Raw genomic sequence first — 18,257 nt, 5'->3', positions numbered from 1 at the left:
ACCCCGTATGAGCGCCGAAGGCGACCAGCAGCGCATCCTCGTCGTCGACGACGAACCGGCCGTACGCGAGGCCCTGCGCCGCAGCCTGGCCTTCGAGGGGTACGGCACGCAGACCGCCGTCGACGGGCTCGACGCCCTCGACCAGGTGGACGCGTACGCCCCCGACCTGATCATCCTGGACATCCAGATGCCGCGGATGGACGGGCTGACGGCCGCCCGCCGGCTGCGCGCCGCCGGCAGCACCACGCCGGTCCTGATGCTGACCGCCCGCGACACGGTCGGCGACCGGGTCACCGGCCTCGACGCGGGCGCCGACGACTACCTGGTCAAGCCGTTCGAGCTGGACGAGCTCTTCGCCCGGGTCCGCGCCCTGCTGCGCCGCAGCTCCTACGCCGCGCCCTCCCCCGGGGGCGGCGAGGCCGAAGACGCGCTGACCTTCGGCGACCTGCGCATGGACCTCGCCACCCGCGAGGTCACCCGCGGCGGCCGCCCGGTGGAGCTGACCCGTACCGAGTTCACCCTGCTGGAGATGTTCCTCGCGCACCCGCGCCAGGTCCTGACCCGCGAGCAGATCCTCAAGACCGTATGGGGCTTCGACTTCGAGCCCAGCTCCAACTCCCTCGACGTGTACGTGATGTACCTGCGCCGCAAGACCGAGGCCGGGGGCGAACCCCGCCTGGTCCACACCGTGCGCGGGGTGGGCTACGTCCTGCGCGCGGCCGGGGCCGGCGACCACCCCGGCGGTCCGGAGTGAGCCCCGCCGCCAGATTCCGCGGGCTGCCGCTGCGGTCCCGGCTCGCGCTGCTGGTCACCGTCGCGGTGGCGCTCGCCGTCGCGGCGGTGGCCTGCGTGAGCTGGTTCATGGTCCGCACGCAGCTGAACGACCAGCTGAACAGTTCCCTGCGGTCCACCAACGCCCGGGCCCAGGCGAGCCAGACGCTGAACCGGCTCGGCTGCCAGGACAAGGTGCCCGGCCCCTTCGAGAACAACCTGAGCGCGCAGGTCCAGATCGTGCTGCCCGAGGGCGGCCGCTGCTGGGTGGACGGGAAGAACACCCTCCCGGTCACCGACTACGACCTCGATGTGGCCAAGGGGGTGCGCGGCGCGACCCTGTACGACGGCAAGACCACGGACGGCACCCCGGTACGCGTCTACACCCAGCCCGTGGAGCTGTCCGGCGGGCCGGGCGCGCAGAACTCCATCGCCGCCATCTCGGTGGCCAAGCCCCTCTCGGACGTCACCGAACCCCTGTCCACCCTGGCCTGGGTCCTCCTCTTCGTCTCCGCCGTCGGCATCCTCGGCGCGGGCGTCGCCGGCCTCTGGGTCGCCCGTACGGGCCTGCGCCCGGTCGACGAGCTGACCGGCGCCGTCGAGCACATCGCCCGCACCGAGGACCTCACCGTCCGGATCCCCGACGAGGGCGACGACGAGATCGCCCGCCTGTCGCGGTCCTTCAACTCGATGACGGCCGCCCTCGCCTCCTCCCAGGAACGCCAGGCCCAGCTGATCGCGGACGCCGGGCACGAGCTGCGCACCCCGCTCACCTCGCTCCGTACCAACATCGAACTGCTGGCGCGCAGCGAGGAGACCGGCCGGGCCATCCCGCCGGAGGACCGCAAGGAACTGCTGGCCTCAGTCAAGGCGCAGATGACGGAACTGGCCTCGCTTATCGGCGACTTGCAGGAGCTGTCCCGTCCGGACGCGGCCACTCCCGGCCCGCTCGGCGTGGTGGCCCTGCACGAGATCGCGGGCACGGCGCTGTCCCGGGCCCGACTGCGCGGCCCGGAGCTGGAGTTCGACTCGGACCTGGCGCCCTGGTACGTACGCGGCGAGGCGGCGGCCCTGGAGCGGGCGGTGGTCAACGTCCTGGACAACGCGGTGAAGTTCAGCCCGCCGGGCAGCACGGTCACCGTGTCGCTGCGCGCCGGCGAACTGACCGTACGGGACCGCGGCCCCGGCATCCCGGCCGACGACCTCCCGCACGTCTTCGAGCGCTTCTGGCGCTCCCCGTCCGCCCGGGCCCTGCCCGGCAGCGGCCTCGGCCTGTCCATCGTGGCCCGTACGGTGCAGCGCGCGGGCGGTACGGCCGCCCTGCGCGCCCCGGCGGACGGCGGCCGGGGCACGGAGGCGGTCCTCAGCATCCCGGGCGCCCCGACTCCGCCGCCGGCGCAGGTGTCAGTTGTGCCGGATCAGTGAGGCGACCAGGCCGGAGCGGGTGTTGGGGAAGTCCATCGGGACGATCCCGAGCCCGGTCCGGCCGGTGAGCTCGGAGCCGTCGACGAAGGCGTGCACCTGCGGGTTGAGCCGGTCGGAGTTCCAGCGGGGCGGCAGGGCCGCGGCCGTGCTGGTGTAGTTCATGAAGAACCTGCCGGGCTGCTGGACCGCCTTGCGGAAGTGGTTCTCGATCTTGCCGCGCTTGGCGAAGGGCTCGGCCATGTAGTCGTCCTGGATGTCGAAGACGTTGCCGTCGCCGTAGCGCAGGCCGCCGGGCAGGCCTCCGTTGTCGGGGAGCAGCAGCACCTTGCCGCGGATCTGGCCCAGGGTGGGCAGCGAGTCCGCGACCTTGAACAGCGGGCTCCAGCCCCGGTTGTTCAGGTAGTCGTCGTAGACGGCGCGGAAGGTGGCGTCGCTCTCCTCGGAATACTCCTGCTTGAGCCGCATCAGCACGGTCTCGGAGGGGTGCGCCGCGAGGAAGTTCCAGCAGGCGGCGAGGACGTCGCCGAACATCAGGTTCTGGTAGTACGCGCCGTGGTGGATCGCGAACGATCCGCCGGTCACCCGGCAGCGGACGTCGAGGAAGCGGATCCCGGAGCCGAGCTGGTCGGCGATCGAGGTGTTCTGGCAGGCGACGTAGAGCCCGCCCCGGGTGGCGCCCGAGTCGTGGGTGCCGGGGATGGTCATCCGCTGGAGGGGGGTGGCGTCCCCGAGTCCGCTCATCCAGTCCTGGGTGGAGAGTGCCGAGGCGGCGGCGGCCGGCGCCGCGCCGAGCCCGGCTACGGCGCCCGCGGCGCCCAGGGCGGCGGCCCCCGCCAGGAAGCTGCGCCGGCGCAGCCCCGTAGGCGTGCCCGCGCCCGCACCCGTGCCTGCACCTGCACCCGCGCCCGCGCCCGCATCCGTGCCTACGCCCGCGTCCACGCCCATGCCCGCCCCTTTGCCGACCCAGTGGTGGCCCGGATTATGGCGTGCGGAGCCATGCATTACTACCCACGGGTAGCGTCAGCTTTCGAGCAACTCCGCCATCAGGCGCAGGCCTTGGGCGAGGGACCGGCCGTCCGGCGCGTGCTCCGGGTCGGTCAGGACCTGCACCATGACCCCGGTCAGCAGCGCGATGTGCACCGATCCGAGGCTCCGTACGTCCTCCTCCTCGACCTCCTCGACGGGGACCCCGCGCAACTGCGCGGCCACCATGCGCCGGTTCTGCCGCTGCCCCTCCGCCAGGACCGCGAGGAGCTCCGGCGAGGACTGCGCGTGCGCGAAGGCCTCGACGGAGGCGGTCCAGAGCCAGCGCATCTCGCCGAAGTCCCGGATCTTGCGGTCCCAGGTGTCGGCGTAGCGCTCCCGCGCGGTGTCGCCCTGCCCGGTGAGCCGGCCCGAGCCCGCGGCCCACTCGTCCATGGCCGCGAACAGCGCCTGGTTGAGCAGCACCTCGCGGGTGCCGAAGTGGTAGCCGATCGCGGCCATGCTCACCTGCGCCGCCGAAGCGATATCGCGCACGGTCGTCCGGAGGTAGCCCTTCTCCTCCAGGCAGCGCCGGGCTCCGGCCAGCAGGTCCTCGCGATTTCCCATGTCCGGATCGTATCCGCGGCAGGTTTTTGGGCAGGCGCGCTATACAACCGTATTGCGCGGTTGCCCAAATCCTGGCAGCCTGGCTCCCGGGGCGGAGACCGGGTCCCGGGCCCACCGACCAGCACACCCGACCAGCACACACGGGGAGAGCAACGCCATGCCGACCAACGCCACGCCGGCCAACGCCATCCGCCACGAGCTGAAGATCGACGGCCGCACCCTGTCCTACCTGGACTTCGGCGGCCCCGGCCGCCCGCTGCTCGCCCTCCACGGCGGGCTCTCCGAGGGCGCCCACTTCACCGCCCTCGCCGCCGACCTCGGCGAGCGGTGGCGGGTCATCGCCCCGGACCAGCGCGGGCACGGCGACTCCGAGCTCGCCTCCGAGTACGGCCGCGCGGGCTACGCCGCCGACGCCGCCGCCCTGCTGGAACACCTCGCCCCCGGCGGCCCGGTGCCCGTCCTCGGCTTCTCCCTCGGCGGGGTCAACGCCTACCAGCTGGCCGCCGCCCGGCCCGACCTGGTGTCCGCCCTGATCAACGTCGACACCCCGGTGGAGAGCCCGCGCCGGGACGGCCCGTCCTTCTGGGACTTCCTGCACGTCCTCCCGTACACCGCGCCGACCCGCGAGGAACTCCTCGAAGCCCTCGGCCCGCTCGCCGAGGGGACCGGGCCGTTCCTGCGCCCGCTGCCGGGAGACTCCGGCTGGCGGCTGCCGTTCGACCCCGCGGCGACCCTGGCCACCCTCGCCGGGGACGAGGGCCCGCGCTGGGACGTCTGGCTCGCCAGCACCTGCCCGGCGCTGATCGTCCACGGGCTGCGCAGCGACGTGCTCTCCCGGGAACTGGCCGACGCGATGGTCGCCCGGCGCCCCGGCACCTCGTACGTCGGCCTCGACACCGAGCACTTCGTGCCCTTCCAGGACCCGAAGGGCCTCGCGGAGGCCGTGCGCGGCTTCCTGGAGACGGTGTGAGCCGCCCGGGAACGCCGAAGGGGCGGCGGGCCGATGGCCCACCGCCCCTCAAGAGGCAGGTGCTACTTGATGACCGTGATCCGGTCCGCCGCCGGCGGGGCCAGCGGCGCGGCCGCCGAGGAGTGCGCGCTCAGGTAGGCGTTGAAGACGTCCAGGTCGGACGCGCCGACCAGCTTGTTCTTGTGCTCCTTCAGGACGCCGAAGCCGTCACCGCCGCCCGCGAGGAACTCGTTCATCGCGACCCGGTAGGTCCGGGCGGGGTCGATGGCCTCGCCGTTCAGCTTCACCGAGTCCACCACGATGCGGTCCGCGCCCGCCTTGGTGGTGTCCAGGGTGTAGGAGAAGCCCTTGGAGACCTGCAGGATCTTCGGGTTCACCCCGTTGACCGGGCCGGTGACCTGCTGCTGGAGCGCGGTGATCAGCTGGGCACCGGTCAGGTCGACGACCGTCATCATGTTGGTGAAGGGCTGGACCGTGTACGACTCCCCGTACGTCACCACCCCGTCGCCCTCGGCGCCGGCGGCCTTGTAGGCCAGGTCCGCGCGGATGCCGCCCGGGTTCATGATGGCGAGCTGCGCACCGCCCTTGGCCGCCGGGGCCAGGGCCTCGAGCTGTGCGTCGGCGATCACGTCACCGAGCGGCTTCTCGTACTCCGCCGAGCCGCGGCCCGCGATGTCGGCCGAGATGTAGCCCATCGGACGGTTCGCGATCGGCGCGGCCAGCGCGTTCCAGCGCTGGATGAGCGCGGTCAGGTCCGGGGCCTTGGGCTGGTCCCGGTTGACGACCTTCTGGACCACCAGCGGCGAGGCGACCGGCGTACGGACGATGTCCTTGGTCGCGCGGTCGTACGTCAGCGTGGTGTCCGTGAACAGCCGGCCGTAGGAGGCGGCCGAGGTGACCGTGCGCGGGTTGCCCGCCGGGTCGGGGATGTTGCACGCGTACGCCTGGTGCGTGTGGCCGGTGACCAGGGCGTCGACCTTCGGCGAGATGTTCTTCGCGATGTCGACGATGGCCCCGGAGATGCCGGCGCCGGCGCCCGGCACGTCACAGTCGTAGTTGTACGCGCCGCTCGCGGGCAGGCCGCCCTCGTGGATCAGCGCCACGATCGACTTCACGCCCTGGCGGTTCAGCTCCTCGGCGTACTTGTTGACCGTCTCGACCTCGTCGCCGAACTTGAGGCCCTTGACCCCGTCGGCGGTCACGATGTCGGGGGTGCCCTCCAGGGTGACGCCGATGAAGCCGATCTTCACGTCCCCCTTCTTCCAGATGAAGGTGGGGTTCAGCATCGGACGCTTGGTCTTCTCGTCCACCACGTTCGCGGCGAGGTACTTGAAGTCGGCGCCGCCGAACTCCTTGCCGTACTCGAAGCAGCCCTCGACCGGGTGGCAGCCGCCGTACTGCATGCGGCGCAGCTCGGCCTTGCCCTCGTCGAACTCGTGGTTCCCGACGCCGCTCACGTCCAGGTCGAGGTCGTTGAGCGCCTCGATCGCCGGCTCGTCGTGGAAGAGGCCCGACACCATCGGGCTGGCGCCGATCATGTCGCCGGCCGCGGCGGTGACGGAGTAGCGGTGGCCCTTGCGGGCCTCGCGCAGGCTGGTGGCGAGGTACTCGACACCGCCCGCGGGTATGGCCTTGGTGGTGCCGTCGGCCTGACGCTCGGTCACGGTGCCCGAGGAGCCCTGCGGGGGCTCCAGCGTGCCGTGGAGGTCGTTGAACGACAGCATCTGCACGTCGACGGTGCGGCCGTGGTCACGGCCGTATCCGTCACCACTCGCGGCTCCGGCCGGAAGGGCGGCGGCGATCATCGCACCGCCGGCCGTGGCCACGGCGAGGGCGGTGAGGGCCAACCGGCGGGTTCGGCGGTGCCGTTGTGGCGTCGCTGACATTTGTTCCCCTTTGTGGACAGCGATACATCTCGGGAGGTCTGCCGAAGCCTAGAGTCAACGCGCGTAGCGCGACAGGGGGTACCGGGTATCGAGCTGGTTACACGCGACCGACGGGGAGCCGTCGGCAGGCCGTTCGCGGGACAGACAGCGCGGCAGTCCCGCCACCCGCCCGGGCCGCACCCCGCCGAGCCCCCGGCGTGGTCGTAGGCTCGGTTCCATGACTGACGACGCAGCAGTGGTCCTGGAGCCGGGACGGCAGATCCAGACCCTCGACGAACTGACGGACGAACAGGCCGACGCCGTTCTCGCCCTGATCGAGGACGCGGCCCGCACCGACGGCACCACCGCCGTGTCCGAGCAGGGCCGGCTCCAGCTGCGCGGCGGAGCCAGGGAGGGGATCCGCCACTTCCTCCTCACCGCCGAGGGGCGGCTCACCGCTTACGGGCAACTGGAGGACACCGACCCGGTGGAGGCCCCCGCCGCCGAGCTCGTCGTCCACCCCGCACTCCGCGGGCGCGGGCACGGGCGGGCGCTGGGCACCGCCCTGCTGGCCGCCTCGGGCAAGCGGATCCGGGTGTGGGCGCACGGCGGCAAGTCGGCGGCCCGGCACCTCGCGCAGGTGCTCGGCCTGACCCTGTTCCGCGAACTGCGCCAGCTCCGCCGCCCGCTCGGCGAGTACGCCGGCACAGCCCCCCTGCCGGAGGCGGTCCTGCCCGCCGGCGTGACCGTTCGCACCTTCGTGCCCGGCGCCGACGACGCCGCCTGGCTGGCCGTCAACGCGGCGGCCTTCGCCCACCACCCCGAGCAGGGCTCCCTCACGCAGCGGGACCTCAACGACCGCATCGCGCAGCCCTGGTTCGACGCCCGGGGCTTCTTCCTCGCGGAACGGGACGGCGAACTGATCGGCTTCCACTGGACGAAGGTGCACGCCGAGCAGCAGCTGGGCGAGGTCTACGTCCTCGGCGTACGCCCCGGCGCGCAGGGCGGCGGCCTCGGCAAGGCCCTCACCGCGATCGGGCTGCGCCACCTGGCCGCGGCGGGCCTGCCCACGGCGATGCTCTACGTGGACGCCGACAACCCGGCGGCCCTGGCCGTGTACGAGGGCCTCGGGTTCTCCACCCACGAGGTGGACCTGATGTACCGCACGGAGAGCTGACCGGCACCCGGGCGGCCGGGTGCCGCCCGGGAGCGCCCTTGCTCCGCGACTCGGCTACTCGGGCACTCGGCTACTTGGCTACTCGGCTACTTGGCGCCCAGCTCGCAGGCGGTCTCCGCGGTCCCCTTGGTCACACCGGCGCCCTCGGTCAGACCGGACACGCACTCGTCCTGGGCGCCGCTCAGCGCGATGTAGCAGGACGCACGGACGGAAGCGGGAGCTTCGCCGCCCTTCAGCTCCCGCTCCACCTGGTTGATGCAGGCCGAGACGTCGGCGGGAGCCGCGTACACGGCCGGAGCCGCCAGGGACGCGCCACCGAGGGCGAGGGTCAGACCGGCGAGAACACCGGTGATACGGGTCGACGTGCGCATGGGAGGTACCTGCTCTCGGGCATCACCGCGCGGCCGGGGCGCCGGGGCATGGACCTGCCCGCGGAAACGGCGCCGAGCGCACGCGGCCGGCGTACGGCCCCGGGCCCGGTCCCCGTACCGGACCGGCTCGGCCGGACATCCCTCCCTCCTACCGACGCTAGAACACCCCCCGCCCCCACGCACCCGCAGGCCCCTCCCACGGCGCCGGCGCGGGCCGCAGCCCAGGCGTCGTGGACCCGGCCCGGCCCCGCCGCACCCGTCGGCAACCCCACCGGGCCCGGCACGGACGGCGGCGGGCGGCCCCGCTTCCCAGGCGCAGCCACGGCTCCCCCGCTCCCCGTCGCCACCAGACGACCCCCGCCCGGACCCTGGAAGCCATACGCCATTAACCGGGCATTAATGCGCGGTCGTGAAGCTGACGGCATGCAACCCCGACTCCGACTGACGGCAGACCCGTCCGACGCGCCTGTCCTTCCGCGTACGCGGAAGAATGGAGTCATGAGCCAGAAGCCCAGCGCAGCCCCCACCGAGGTCCCCACCCAGCAGCCGCCGAACAAGTTCGCGTCCCCGTCCGCGCCGTCGGCCGCCGATATCTCCGCCTCCGTGGCCGCCGCGGCCGCCACGCCCGAGGCGGTCGCCGCGCGCGCGGCCACCGGCGCCCACGCGCGCCTGGGGTCCATAGCCGCCCACCGCCCGCACGTCGATCTGGAACCGGATCTCGACGCGGACCTGGACGCCTACGACGACAAGGACACCGGTGAGCTGCCCCCGGGCCGCTTCCTCGACCGGGAGCGCAGCTGGCTCGCCTTCAACGAGCGCGTCCTGGAGCTCGCCGAGGACCCCACGACGCCCCTCCTGGAGCGCGCGAACTTCCTGGCGATCTTCGCGAGCAACCTCGACGAGTTCTTCATGGTCCGCGTCGCCGGCCTCAAGCGCCGCATCGCGACCGGCGTCGCCACCCGTTCGGCCTCAGGCCTCCAGCCCCGTGAGGTGCTGGACCAGATCTGGACCCGCTCGCGCGAGCTCATGGCCCGCCACGCCGCCTGCTTCCAGCAGGACATCTCCCCCCAGCTCGCCGAGGAGGGCGTCCACCTCATCCGGTGGCCCGACCTCACCGAGAAGGAGCAGGCGCGCCTCTTCACCCTGTTCCGCAACCAGATCTTCCCGGTGCTCACCCCGCTGGCCGTGGACCCCGCGCACCCGTTCCCGTACATCTCCGGCCTCTCCCTGAACCTGGCCGTGGTCGTACGCAATCCCGTCAGCGGCCACCGCCACTTCGCCCGCGTCAAGGTCCCGCCGCTCCTCTCCCGCTTCCTGGAGGCCTCCCCGCAGCGCTACGTCCCGCTCGAGGACGTCATCGCCGCGCACCTGGAGGAGCTGTTCCCGGGCATGGAGGTGCTCGCGCACCACATGTTCCGCGTGACCCGCAACGAGGACCTCGAAGTGGAGGAGGACGACGCGGAGAACCTCCTCCAGGCCCTCGAGAAGGAACTGATGCGGCGCCGCTTCGGCCCGCCGGTGCGCCTGGAGGTCGAGGAGTCCATCGATCCCGGGGTCCTGGACCTGCTCGTACAGGAGCTCAAGGTCAACCCGTCCGAGGTGTACCCGCTCCCCGGGCCCCTCGACCTCACGGCCCTCTTCGGGATCGCCTCCCTGGACCGCCCGGAGCTGAAGTTCAAGAAGTTCGTCGCCGGCACGCACCGCGACCTCGCGGAGGTCGAGTCCGCGTCCGCGCCCGACATCTTCGCCGCGCTGCGCGAACGCGACGTACTGCTCCACCACCCGTACGACTCCTTCTCCACCTCCGTGCAGGCCTTCCTGGAGCAGGCGGCCGCCGACCCGGACGTCCTCGCGATCAAGCAGACGCTGTACCGGACCTCCGGCGACTCCCCGATCGTGGACGCCCTGATCGACGCCGCCGAGGCCGGCAAGCAGGTCCTCGTACTCGTCGAGATCAAGGCCCGCTTCGACGAGCAGGCCAACATCAAGTGGGCCCGCAAGCTCGAAGAGTCCGGCTGCCACGTCGTCTACGGCCTCGTCGGCCTCAAGACCCACTGCAAGCTGTCGCTCGTCGTCCGCCAGGAGGGCGACACACTGCGCCGCTACTCCCACGTCGGCACCGGCAACTACCACCCCAAGACGGCACGGCTCTACGAGGACCTCGGCCTGCTCACCGCGGACCCGCAGGTCGGCGCCGACCTCTCCGACCTGTTCAACCGGCTGTCCGGCTACTCGCGCCGCGAGACCTACCGCCGGCTGCTGGTGGCCCCGCGCTCGCTGCGCGACGGCCTGATCTCCCGGATCGACAAGGAGGCGGCGCACCACAAGGCGGGCCGCCCCGCGTACGTCCGCCTCAAGATGAACTCGATCGTCGACGAGGCACTGATCGACTCCCTCTACCGGGCCTCGCAGGCGGGCGTGCCCATCGACATCTGGGTCCGCGGCATCTGCGCGATCCGCCCCGGTGTCCCCGGGCTCTCGGACAACATCCGGGTCCGCTCGATCCTCGGACGCTTCCTGGAGCACTCCCGGGTCTTCGCCTTCGGCAACGGCGGCGAACCCGAGGTGTACATAGGCAGCGCCGACATGATGCACCGCAACCTCGACCGCCGTATCGAGGCACTGGTCCGGGTCGCCGACCCGGCCCACCGCGCGGCACTGGACCGGCTGCTGGAAACCGGGATGTCCGACGCCACCACCTCCTGGCACCTGGGCCCGGACGGCGAATGGACCCGGCACAGCACGGACAGCGAGGGCCAGCCGCTGCGGCACGTTCAGGAGATGCTCATTGACGCCCGGAGGCGCCGGCGTGGCTCAGCCAAATCATGACCTGACCGCGACGACGGCAGGCACCGTACTGGGTACGTACCTGCGTGCGCAGGCCACCGCGTTCCTGCGGGGCCTGCGCCTGCACGAGGAGGGCGCGGCGAACGGGGGCGCCGACGGCAGTGAGGCGGCGCGCGGCCTGCGGGGGGCCGCGCGCCGGATCTCCTGCTCCCTGTCCACGTTCAGGGCGGTGGCCGACTCCTCCTGGGCGGATTCGCTGCGCACCGAGCTGGTCTGGCTCTCGGCGACGCTGGCCGACGAGCACGCGTACGCGGCCCGGCTGCTACGCCTGATGGACGCCCTGCAGCGGCTGTCGGGAAGCCCCGAGGTACCGGCGCCCCGGGGTACGGCGGGCTCGCTGACCGTGGGCTCGGCCCGCGCGGGCGCCCTGCTGGAGCGCCAGCTGACCCTGGCCCGGACCCGGGCCCACTCCGCGACCCTGCAGGCGCTGGGCTCCTCCCGCTTCCACGCGGTCGCGGACGCGGTGGCGGTGCTGGCCTCCGAGGTCCCGCTGGACCCCGTAGCGGCCCGGGGGCGGGTGGACGAGGTCCTGGTACCCCTGGCCGAGGTGGCTCATTCCCGCCTGTCCACGGCAGTGCACACCCTGCCGGACCCCTCGCCCTCGCACCCGTACGACGCGGACCACGACAGCGCGTGGAACGAGGTGCGCCGCCTGCTGCGCGTCCACCGCTACGCCCAGGAGGCCCTGGGCGGCGACGTGGCCCGCCTGACGGTGGCGGGCCAGGCCCTGACCCGCCACCGCGACGCCGCCGAAGCGGCCGCCGCCTCGGCCACGGCCGCCCGCACCCCCCGCATCACCCCGGCCACGGCGTACGCCCTGGGCGTCCTGCACGCGGACCAGCGACACGAGGTCGAAGCGTCCCGCGCCACCTTCCAGCACATCTGGCAACCGGCCAGTTCCAGCCACGCGCCCGCCTGACCCCACGCCCCACGCCGCCGGGGCACGTCCAGCCCCGCCGGCGCTTGAGGCACGGGGGCCGGGGGCCAGGGGCCGGCCGCCGGCAACGGCGCCGCACGCACCCACGGCTCCACGACCGACCCGGCCACCCCCCGGTCACGCCGCGATAACGGCGGGGTAACAGAAGATGACGCCGGGCTGTGGCGCCGCCCAAACGCACCACCCCGTCCGCCACGGTTCACCATCCGTTCACTTACCCCGGTCGGCCGCTTCACCTGATCTGCCTAACTTCGGAGGTGCAGGGAGCGAGTCGCCGCGAAGGCGGACGATTTCTCCGGGCAACCGACGTAGTCCTCTTCGCACGCCGCCCCGATTCAGAAAGCGGCCGGCGGCTTCTGGAAGGAAACACCCGAAAGTGAAGCTTCAGCGCAAGAACATGCTTCGTGCCTCCGCCCTCGGGGCGCTCGTCGTGTCCGGCGCCCTGGTCCTCACGGCGTGCGGCTCGGACGACAACACCAAGACCGACGCCGGCGCCTCGGGCAAGCCTTCCGCCGCCGTGGGCGACATCAAGTGCGACGGCGCCAAGGGCAAGCTCCTCGCCTCGGGCTCCTCCGCGCAGAAGAACGCGATCGACCTCTGGGTGAAGGCGTACATGGCCGCCTGCCCCGGCGTCGAGGTGAACTACAAGTCCTCCTCCTCCGGTGAGGGCATCGTCGCCTTCAACCAGGGCACCGTCGGCTTCGCCGGTTCGGACTCGGCGCTGAAGCCCGAGGCCGTCGAAGAGTCGAAGAAGATCTGCACCGGCGGCCAGGGCATCGACCTGCCCATGGTCGGCGGCCCCATCGCCATCGGCTTCAACGTCGCCGGCGTGGACAAGCTGACGCTGGACGCCCCCACCCTCGCCGCGATCTTCAACGACAAGATCAAGAAGTGGGACGACGAGGCGATCAAGAAGCTGAACCCCGGCGTCACGCTGCCCGCCACCGCGATCCAGGCGTTCCACCGCTCCGAGGACTCGGGCACCACCGAGAACCTCGGCAAGTACCTCAAGGCCGCCGCTCCCGAGGCCTGGACGTACGAGGCCGCGAAGAAGTGGCCGGCCCCGGGTGGCCAGGCCGCCTCCGGCTCCTCCGGTGTCGCCTCGCAGGTCAAGGCCGTCGACGGCGCGATCGGCTACTTCGAGCTCTCGTACGCCTCCTCGCAGAGCATCAAGACCGTGGACGTCGCCACCGGCGCCGCTGCCCCGGTCAAGGCCACCGGCGAGAACGCCTCCAAGGCCATCGCCGCCGCCAAGATCTCCGGCACCGGCAACGACCTGGCGCTTAAGCTCGACTACGCCACCAAGGCCGACGGCGCCTACCCGATCGTCCTGGTGACCTACGAGGTCGTCTGCGACAAGGGCAACAAGGCCGAGACTCTCCCGACCGTGAAGTCCTTCCTGAACTACACCGCGTCCGACGCGGGCCAGAAGGTCCTGACCGAGAACGGCTACGCGCCGATCCCGGCCGAGATCAACGCCAAGGTCCGCGAAGTCATCGCGAAGCTCGCCTGATCCAGACCCCCGGGACCACCGGTCCGCTCCCCCCGTCCGGGGGGCGGACCGGCCCGGGGACCCTCCCCTCCACCCAGGGGATCCGGTGCACCGCCGCCAGGGGGCTTGCCCCCCATCCAGACCGGAAAGATCATGGTTTCCACCACACCCACCCAGATAGACACGGCTCCGCCCGTCTCCAAGAGCGGAAGGTCCACCGGCCGCGCCGGTGACAAGATCTTCGCGGGCCTCTCCAAGGGCTCCGGCATCCTGCTCCTGGTGATCATGGCGTCGATCGCCATCTTCCTCACCTACCGCGCCTCCATCGCGCTGGCCGACAACGAGGGCAACTTCCTCACCACGTTCGACTGGAACGCGTCGGCCAACCCTCCCGTCTTCGGCATCGCCGTCCTGCTCTTCGGCACCGTCGTCAGCTCGATCATCGCGATGGCCATCGCGGTTCCGATCGCTGTCGGCATCGCCCTGTTCATCTCGCACTACGCGCCGCGCAAGCTGGCCGCCCCCCTCGCCTACGTGGTCGACCTGCTGGCCGCCGTGCCGTCGATCATCTACGGCATCTGGGGCGCCCTCTTCCTCGTCCCGCAGCTCGCGGGGCTGAACCTGTGGCTCGACGAGTACATGGGCTGGACCTACGTCTTCGACAAGACCCAGGTCGGCGTCGCCCGCTCGCTCTTCACCGTCGGCATCCTGCTCGCGATCATGATCCTGCCGATCGTGACCAGCGTCAGCCGCGAGGTCTTCCTGCAGGTCCCGCGCATGAACGAGGAAGCCGCACTGGCCCTCGGCGCGACCCGCTGGGAAGTCATCCGCATGTCGGTGCTGCCCTTCGGCCGCTCCGGAGTCATCTCCGCCTCGATGCTCGGCCTCGGCCGCGCGCTCGGCGAGACGATGGCCGTCGCGACCGTCCTCTCCCCGAGCTTCCTGATCTCCGGCCACATCCTGGACCCGGGCGGCGGCACGTTCGCGCAGAACATCGCCGCGAAGTTCGACGAGGCCAACGAGTTCGGCCGCGACGCCCTGATCGCCTCCGGTCTCGTGCTCTTCCTGCTCACCCTGCTGGTCAACGGCGCCGCCCGGATGATCATCGCCCGTCGCAAGGACTTCTCGGGGGCGAACGCCTGATGAGCCACGCACTCCAGGACCAGCGCCCCTCCCGGGCCACCAAGTCCGCCGCCCCCAGCAGCCTGAAGCAGGGCCACCTGCCCCGCTGGGCCCCGGCCGGCATCGCAGCCGCCTCGGTCGCCCTCGGCTCCGGCATCGGCTCCGCCTCCGGCCTCCACAGCAAGATCCAGTGGGGTCTGATCGCGGCCATCCTCTTCGTGGTCATCACGTACACGGCCAGCTCGATCGTCGAGAACCGCCGCCAGGCCAAGGACCGGGTCGCGACCTCCGTCGTCTGGGTCTGCTTCGTCCTCGCCCTCGTCCCGCTGCTCTCGCTGCTGTGGACGACGATCAGCCGCGGCATGAAGGTCCTCGACGGGGACTTCCTCAGCCACTCGATGAACGGCGTGACCTCCTTCGAGCCCGGCGGCGGCGTGTACCACGCCCTCCTCGGCACCATCGAGCAGGTCGCCCTGGCCACCGCGATCTCGGCCCCCATCGGCCTGCTGACCGCCATCTACCTGGTGGAGTACGGCAAGGGCTCGCTCGCCAAGGCCGTCACCTTCTTCGTCGACGTCATGACCGGCATCCCCTCCATCGTCGCGGGTCTGTTCATCCTGACGACGTGGACCCTGATGCTCGGCTTCGGCCCCTCCGGCTTCGCCGGATCCCTGGCCCTGTCGATCCTGATGATGCCCGTCGTGGTCCGCTCCACCGAGGAGATGCTCAAGCTCGTCCCGAACGAGCTGCGCGAGGCCGCCCTGGCCCTCGGTGTGCCGAAGTGGCGCGTGATCCTCAAGGTCGTGATCCCCACGGCCATCGGCGGCATCGCCACCGGCGTGATGCTGGCCGTGGCCCGCATCGCGGGTGAGACCGCCCCGATCATGCTGCTGGTGTTCGGTACCCAGCTGATCAACAACAACCCCTTCGAAGGTGCCCAGTCCTCGCTCCCCCTGTACATCTGGGAGCAGTACAAGGTCGGCAGTGAAGCCTCCTACGACCGGGCCTGGGGCGCAGCGCTCGTCCTGATCGCCTTCGTCATGATCCTCAATCTGGTGGCTCGCGGCATCGCCCGCTGGAAGGCCCCCAAGACCGGTCGCTGACGCGATCAATGAAAGCGAAGTGACCACCATGGCAAAGCGAATCGACGTCAGCGGACTGTCCGCCTTCTACGGAACCCACAAGGCCATCGACGACATCTCGATGACCGTGGAGCCCCGCTCCGTGACGGCCTTCATCGGCCCCTCCGGCTGCGGCAAGTCGACCTTCCTGCGCACCCTGAACCGCATGCACGAGGTCACCCCCGGCGGCCGCGTCGAGGGCAAGGTGCTGCTGGACGACGAGAACCTGTACGGCCCCGGCGTGGACCCGGTCGCGGTCCGCCGCACGGTCGGCATGGTCTTCCAGCGCCCGAACCCCTTCCCCACCATGTCGATCTTCGACAACGTGGCGGCGGGCCTGCGCCTCAACGGCTCCTTCAAGAAGTCCGAGCTCTCGGACATCGTGGAGAAGTCCCTCCAGGGCGCCAACCTCTGGAACGAGGTCAAGGACCGCCTGAACAAGCCCGGCTCCGGCCTCTCCGGCGGCCAGCAGCAGCGCCTGTGCATCGCCCGCGCCATCGCGGTCGAGCCCCAGGTCCTCCTGATGGACGAGCCCTGCTCGGCCCTCGACCCGATCTCCACCCTCGCCATCGAGGACCTGATCGGCGAGCTCAAGGAGCGCTTCACGATCGTCATCGTGACGCACAACATGCAGCAGGCGGCGCGCGTCTCCGACCGCACGGCCTTCTTCAACCTCTCCGCGGTGGGCCAGCCCGGCAAGCTGATCGAGCTCGACGACACGGACCGGATCTTCTCGAACCCGTCCGTGCAGGCGACCGAGGACTACATCTCGGGCCGCTTCGGCTAAACCGAGATGTGATTGAGCGTCCTGCGGTGCTGCATGGCGGTGCCACCGCAAGGCGAAAGAAAGAAAAGGGCCGGTTCCCCCTGGGTGGGGGGAGCCGGCCCGCTTCTCTTTCCCGGCCCCGCACACCACCCCGCACACCACCCCGCGCAGCACCCGGCACAGCACCCCCGGACCGTGACCTGGATCACAACAACCCTGCCCCGGACCCGTTGGTCATACGTACGCCAGCGACAAGTTACGTACCGGAAGCGGCCCTTGAAGCCGTCACCGGACCCCGGGGGGACCCTTTGCGCAGTACCAAGTACCTGACGGCGGCCGCATGCACCGCGGCCGTCCTGGCCGTCACCGGCCTGTCCCCCGCCAGCGCCGCACCCGCCGCCGTGACGGCCCCGGCGCAGCCCCTCACTGAGGACGCCGCGGACTTCAACGGCGACGGTTACGCGGACCTGGCCGTCGGCGCCCCGCGCGCCACCGTCGAGGGGCTCAAGGGAGCCGGCCTCGTCTCCTTCGCCTACGGCTCCCCCACCGGCCTGCGCTTCGACAAGCAGCAGATGGTCAGCCGGGCCACCGCCGGCATCCCGGGCGAGCCGACCGCCACCGAGACCGGGTGGGGCTTCTCGTCCGCCCACGGCGACCTGAACGCCGACGGCTACGACGATCTGGCGGTCATCACCGGCGGGCAGATCCTGGTCCTGTGGGGCAGCCCGACTGGCATCTCGGGCGGCACCCAACTCCCGGCGGGCGCCGGCACCGCCCAGTCGCCCCGTATCCAGACGAACTCCCTGGCGATCGGGGACGTCAACGGCGACGGCAAGGACGACCTCGTCCTGCCCGCCCAGGTCGGGCCCACCACCAACGCGGTCTGGGGCACGGCCACGCGGTTCGGCCCCTTCGCCCGCGCCACCGGAAAGCCCGCCTCCGCCCAGTTCCGCGACACCGAGGCCAAGGACAGGGTTTCCACCAGCTCGGTCGACGTGGGCGACATGACCGGCGACGGCATCGCCGACATCGTGGCCATGGGCACGAGCACCCAGGGTGGTGCAGGTGCCCAGGTCCTCAAGGGCACCCCCACCGGTCTGGTCCAGGGCGGCGAGATCAACGCGCGCTACCGCGGTTCCTTCGGGGACATCAACGGGGACGGCTACCGCGACTTCGTCAGCAACCCCGCGGGCTACGACGCGAACCTGACCGGCAGCATCACCGTCACCTACGGCGGCCCCAAGGGCGTCAGCACGACCCTGCCCTCCCGCTTCTACGACCAGAACAGCACCGGCGTCCCGGGCGTCAACGAGAAGGGCGACCGCTGGGGCAACGACGTCACCCTCGGCGACATCGACAAGGACGGCTACGCCGACCTCGTCGTCGGCGCCTCCTGGGAGTCGGGCACGGAGGCCACCACCCAGGTGGCCGGCGCGATCACCGTGCTGCGCGGCTCCAAGACCGGCCTGACCGGCACCGGCTCCCAGCTCTTCACCCAGAACTCCGCGGGCGTCCCCAGCACTTCGGAGAAGTCCGACCACTTCGGCGAGTCGGTCACCCTCCTCGACGCGAACAAGGACGGCAAGCCCGAGCTGTACGTCGGCGGCAACGGCGAGGACAGCTTCGTCGGCCGCGTCTGGCAGCTCCAGAACGGCGCCACCGGCCTCACCGGCACCGGCGCCACGTCCTTCAACCTGGGCGCCGGCTACGGCGGCGCCCACTTCGGCGCCTGGTTCAGCAACTAGGCGCCACCTCCGGCCGGCCCCTGCTGCCGAGGGGCCGGCCCCACCCCATCACCCACCA

The 18,257-nt window shown here is 71.5% G+C and carries 15 protein-coding genes; 11 read left to right on the top strand and 4 right to left on the bottom strand.

The genetic code is table 11. The annotated features are described in order from the left end of the window. The first annotated feature begins 7 nt into the window (after positions 1–7). Both ACIQV3_RS29100 and ACIQV3_RS29095 read left to right on the top strand, forming a co-directional pair. Positions 8–754: a response regulator transcription factor gene (locus ACIQV3_RS29100; RefSeq protein ID WP_403716988.1), complete on the top strand. Its 747-nt coding sequence runs from the start codon at positions 8–10 to the stop codon at positions 752–754. Further along, entirely contained in the window at positions 751–2,196 is a 1,446-nt protein-coding gene (locus tag ACIQV3_RS29095) for a sensor histidine kinase (protein ID WP_403716985.1), read from the top strand. The genes ACIQV3_RS29100 and ACIQV3_RS29095 overlap by 4 nt, the downstream gene beginning before the upstream one ends. On the opposite strand, the gene ACIQV3_RS29090 is transcribed toward ACIQV3_RS29095, so the two are convergent. Together ACIQV3_RS29090 and ACIQV3_RS29085 are read right to left on the bottom strand one after the other, a co-directional pair. Further along, positions 2,176–3,141 carry a phosphatidylinositol-specific phospholipase C gene (locus ACIQV3_RS29090; protein ID WP_403716983.1) on the bottom strand — a complete coding sequence of 322 codons (966 nt, stop codon included), beginning with the start codon at positions 3,139–3,141 and terminating at the stop codon, positions 2,176–2,178. The two genes, ACIQV3_RS29095 and ACIQV3_RS29090, sit on opposite strands and share 21 nt — an antisense overlap. A 75-nt stretch (positions 3,142–3,216) precedes the next feature. Continuing rightward, entirely contained in the window at positions 3,217–3,786 is a 570-nt protein-coding gene (locus ACIQV3_RS29085) for a TetR/AcrR family transcriptional regulator (protein ID WP_403716982.1), read from the bottom strand. Between the two features lie 157 nt (positions 3,787–3,943). Here ACIQV3_RS29085 and ACIQV3_RS29080 point away from each other — a divergent pair, with 157 nt between their 5' ends. Further along, positions 3,944–4,756, top strand: coding sequence for an alpha/beta fold hydrolase (locus ACIQV3_RS29080; protein ID WP_403716980.1), 813 nt, complete (start codon positions 3,944–3,946; stop codon positions 4,754–4,756). 62 nt (positions 4,757–4,818) lie between these two features. On the opposite strand, the gene ACIQV3_RS29075 is transcribed toward ACIQV3_RS29080, so the two are convergent. After that, a complete protein-coding gene (locus ACIQV3_RS29075) occupies positions 4,819–6,642 on the bottom strand; it encodes a bifunctional metallophosphatase/5'-nucleotidase (RefSeq protein ID WP_403716978.1) in 1,824 nt (607 codons plus the stop codon). A 217-nt stretch (positions 6,643–6,859) separates the two neighbouring features. Here ACIQV3_RS29075 and mshD point away from each other — a divergent pair, with 217 nt between their 5' ends. After that, the gene (gene mshD / locus ACIQV3_RS29070) at positions 6,860–7,798 is read left to right on the top strand and encodes a mycothiol synthase (RefSeq protein WP_403716975.1); all 939 of its coding nucleotides are present in this window, start codon (positions 6,860–6,862) and stop codon (positions 7,796–7,798) included. An 86-nt stretch (positions 7,799–7,884) separates the two neighbouring features. Here the strand turns inward: mshD and ACIQV3_RS29065 are convergent, their stop codons facing one another. Continuing rightward, complete coding sequence (locus tag ACIQV3_RS29065) at positions 7,885–8,169, bottom strand: hypothetical protein (RefSeq protein WP_403716973.1); 285 nt, start codon at positions 8,167–8,169, stop codon at positions 7,885–7,887. A gap of 498 nt (positions 8,170–8,667) precedes the next feature. Between ACIQV3_RS29065 and ACIQV3_RS29060 the strand changes: the two genes are divergently transcribed. The 7 genes from ACIQV3_RS29060 to ACIQV3_RS29030 all read left to right on the top strand — a co-directional run bounded on the left by ACIQV3_RS29060 (position 8,668) and on the right by ACIQV3_RS29030 (position 18,199). Beyond that, positions 8,668–10,998, top strand: coding sequence for an RNA degradosome polyphosphate kinase (locus ACIQV3_RS29060; protein WP_403716971.1), 2,331 nt, complete (start codon positions 8,668–8,670; stop codon positions 10,996–10,998). Next, on the top strand, positions 10,979–11,935 hold the full coding sequence (locus ACIQV3_RS29055) for a CHAD domain-containing protein (protein ID WP_403716969.1): 957 nt from the start codon (positions 10,979–10,981) through the stop codon (positions 11,933–11,935). Before ACIQV3_RS29060 ends, ACIQV3_RS29055 begins: the two co-directional genes overlap by 20 nt. Positions 11,936–12,329: 394 nt before the next feature. Next, complete coding sequence (gene pstS, locus ACIQV3_RS29050; protein WP_403716965.1) at positions 12,330–13,466, top strand: phosphate ABC transporter substrate-binding protein PstS; 1,137 nt, start codon at positions 12,330–12,332, stop codon at positions 13,464–13,466. Between the two features lie 132 nt (positions 13,467–13,598). After that, a complete protein-coding gene (gene pstC, locus ACIQV3_RS29045; RefSeq protein ID WP_403716963.1) occupies positions 13,599–14,588 on the top strand; it encodes a phosphate ABC transporter permease subunit PstC in 990 nt (329 codons plus the stop codon). Then, the gene (gene pstA / locus ACIQV3_RS29040) at positions 14,588–15,670 is read left to right on the top strand and encodes a phosphate ABC transporter permease PstA (protein WP_403716960.1); all 1,083 of its coding nucleotides are present in this window, start codon (positions 14,588–14,590) and stop codon (positions 15,668–15,670) included. Before pstC ends, pstA begins: the two co-directional genes overlap by 1 nt. Before the next feature lie 28 nt (positions 15,671–15,698). Continuing rightward, complete coding sequence (gene pstB / locus ACIQV3_RS29035; protein WP_389442853.1) at positions 15,699–16,475, top strand: phosphate ABC transporter ATP-binding protein PstB; 777 nt, start codon at positions 15,699–15,701, stop codon at positions 16,473–16,475. 287 nt (positions 16,476–16,762) lie between these two features. Next, positions 16,763–18,199: an FG-GAP-like repeat-containing protein gene (locus ACIQV3_RS29030; RefSeq protein ID WP_403716958.1), complete on the top strand. Its 1,437-nt coding sequence runs from the start codon at positions 16,763–16,765 to the stop codon at positions 18,197–18,199. Positions 18,200–18,257 lie beyond the last annotated feature (58 nt).

The sequence above is a fragment of the Streptomyces sp. NPDC099050 genome, assembly GCF_044759865.1.
GTDB lineage: Bacteria > Actinomycetota > Actinomycetes > Streptomycetales > Streptomycetaceae > Streptomyces.
The sequence above is the reverse complement of the archived record's forward strand: the minus strand, read 5'-3'. Positions and strand labels throughout refer to the sequence as shown.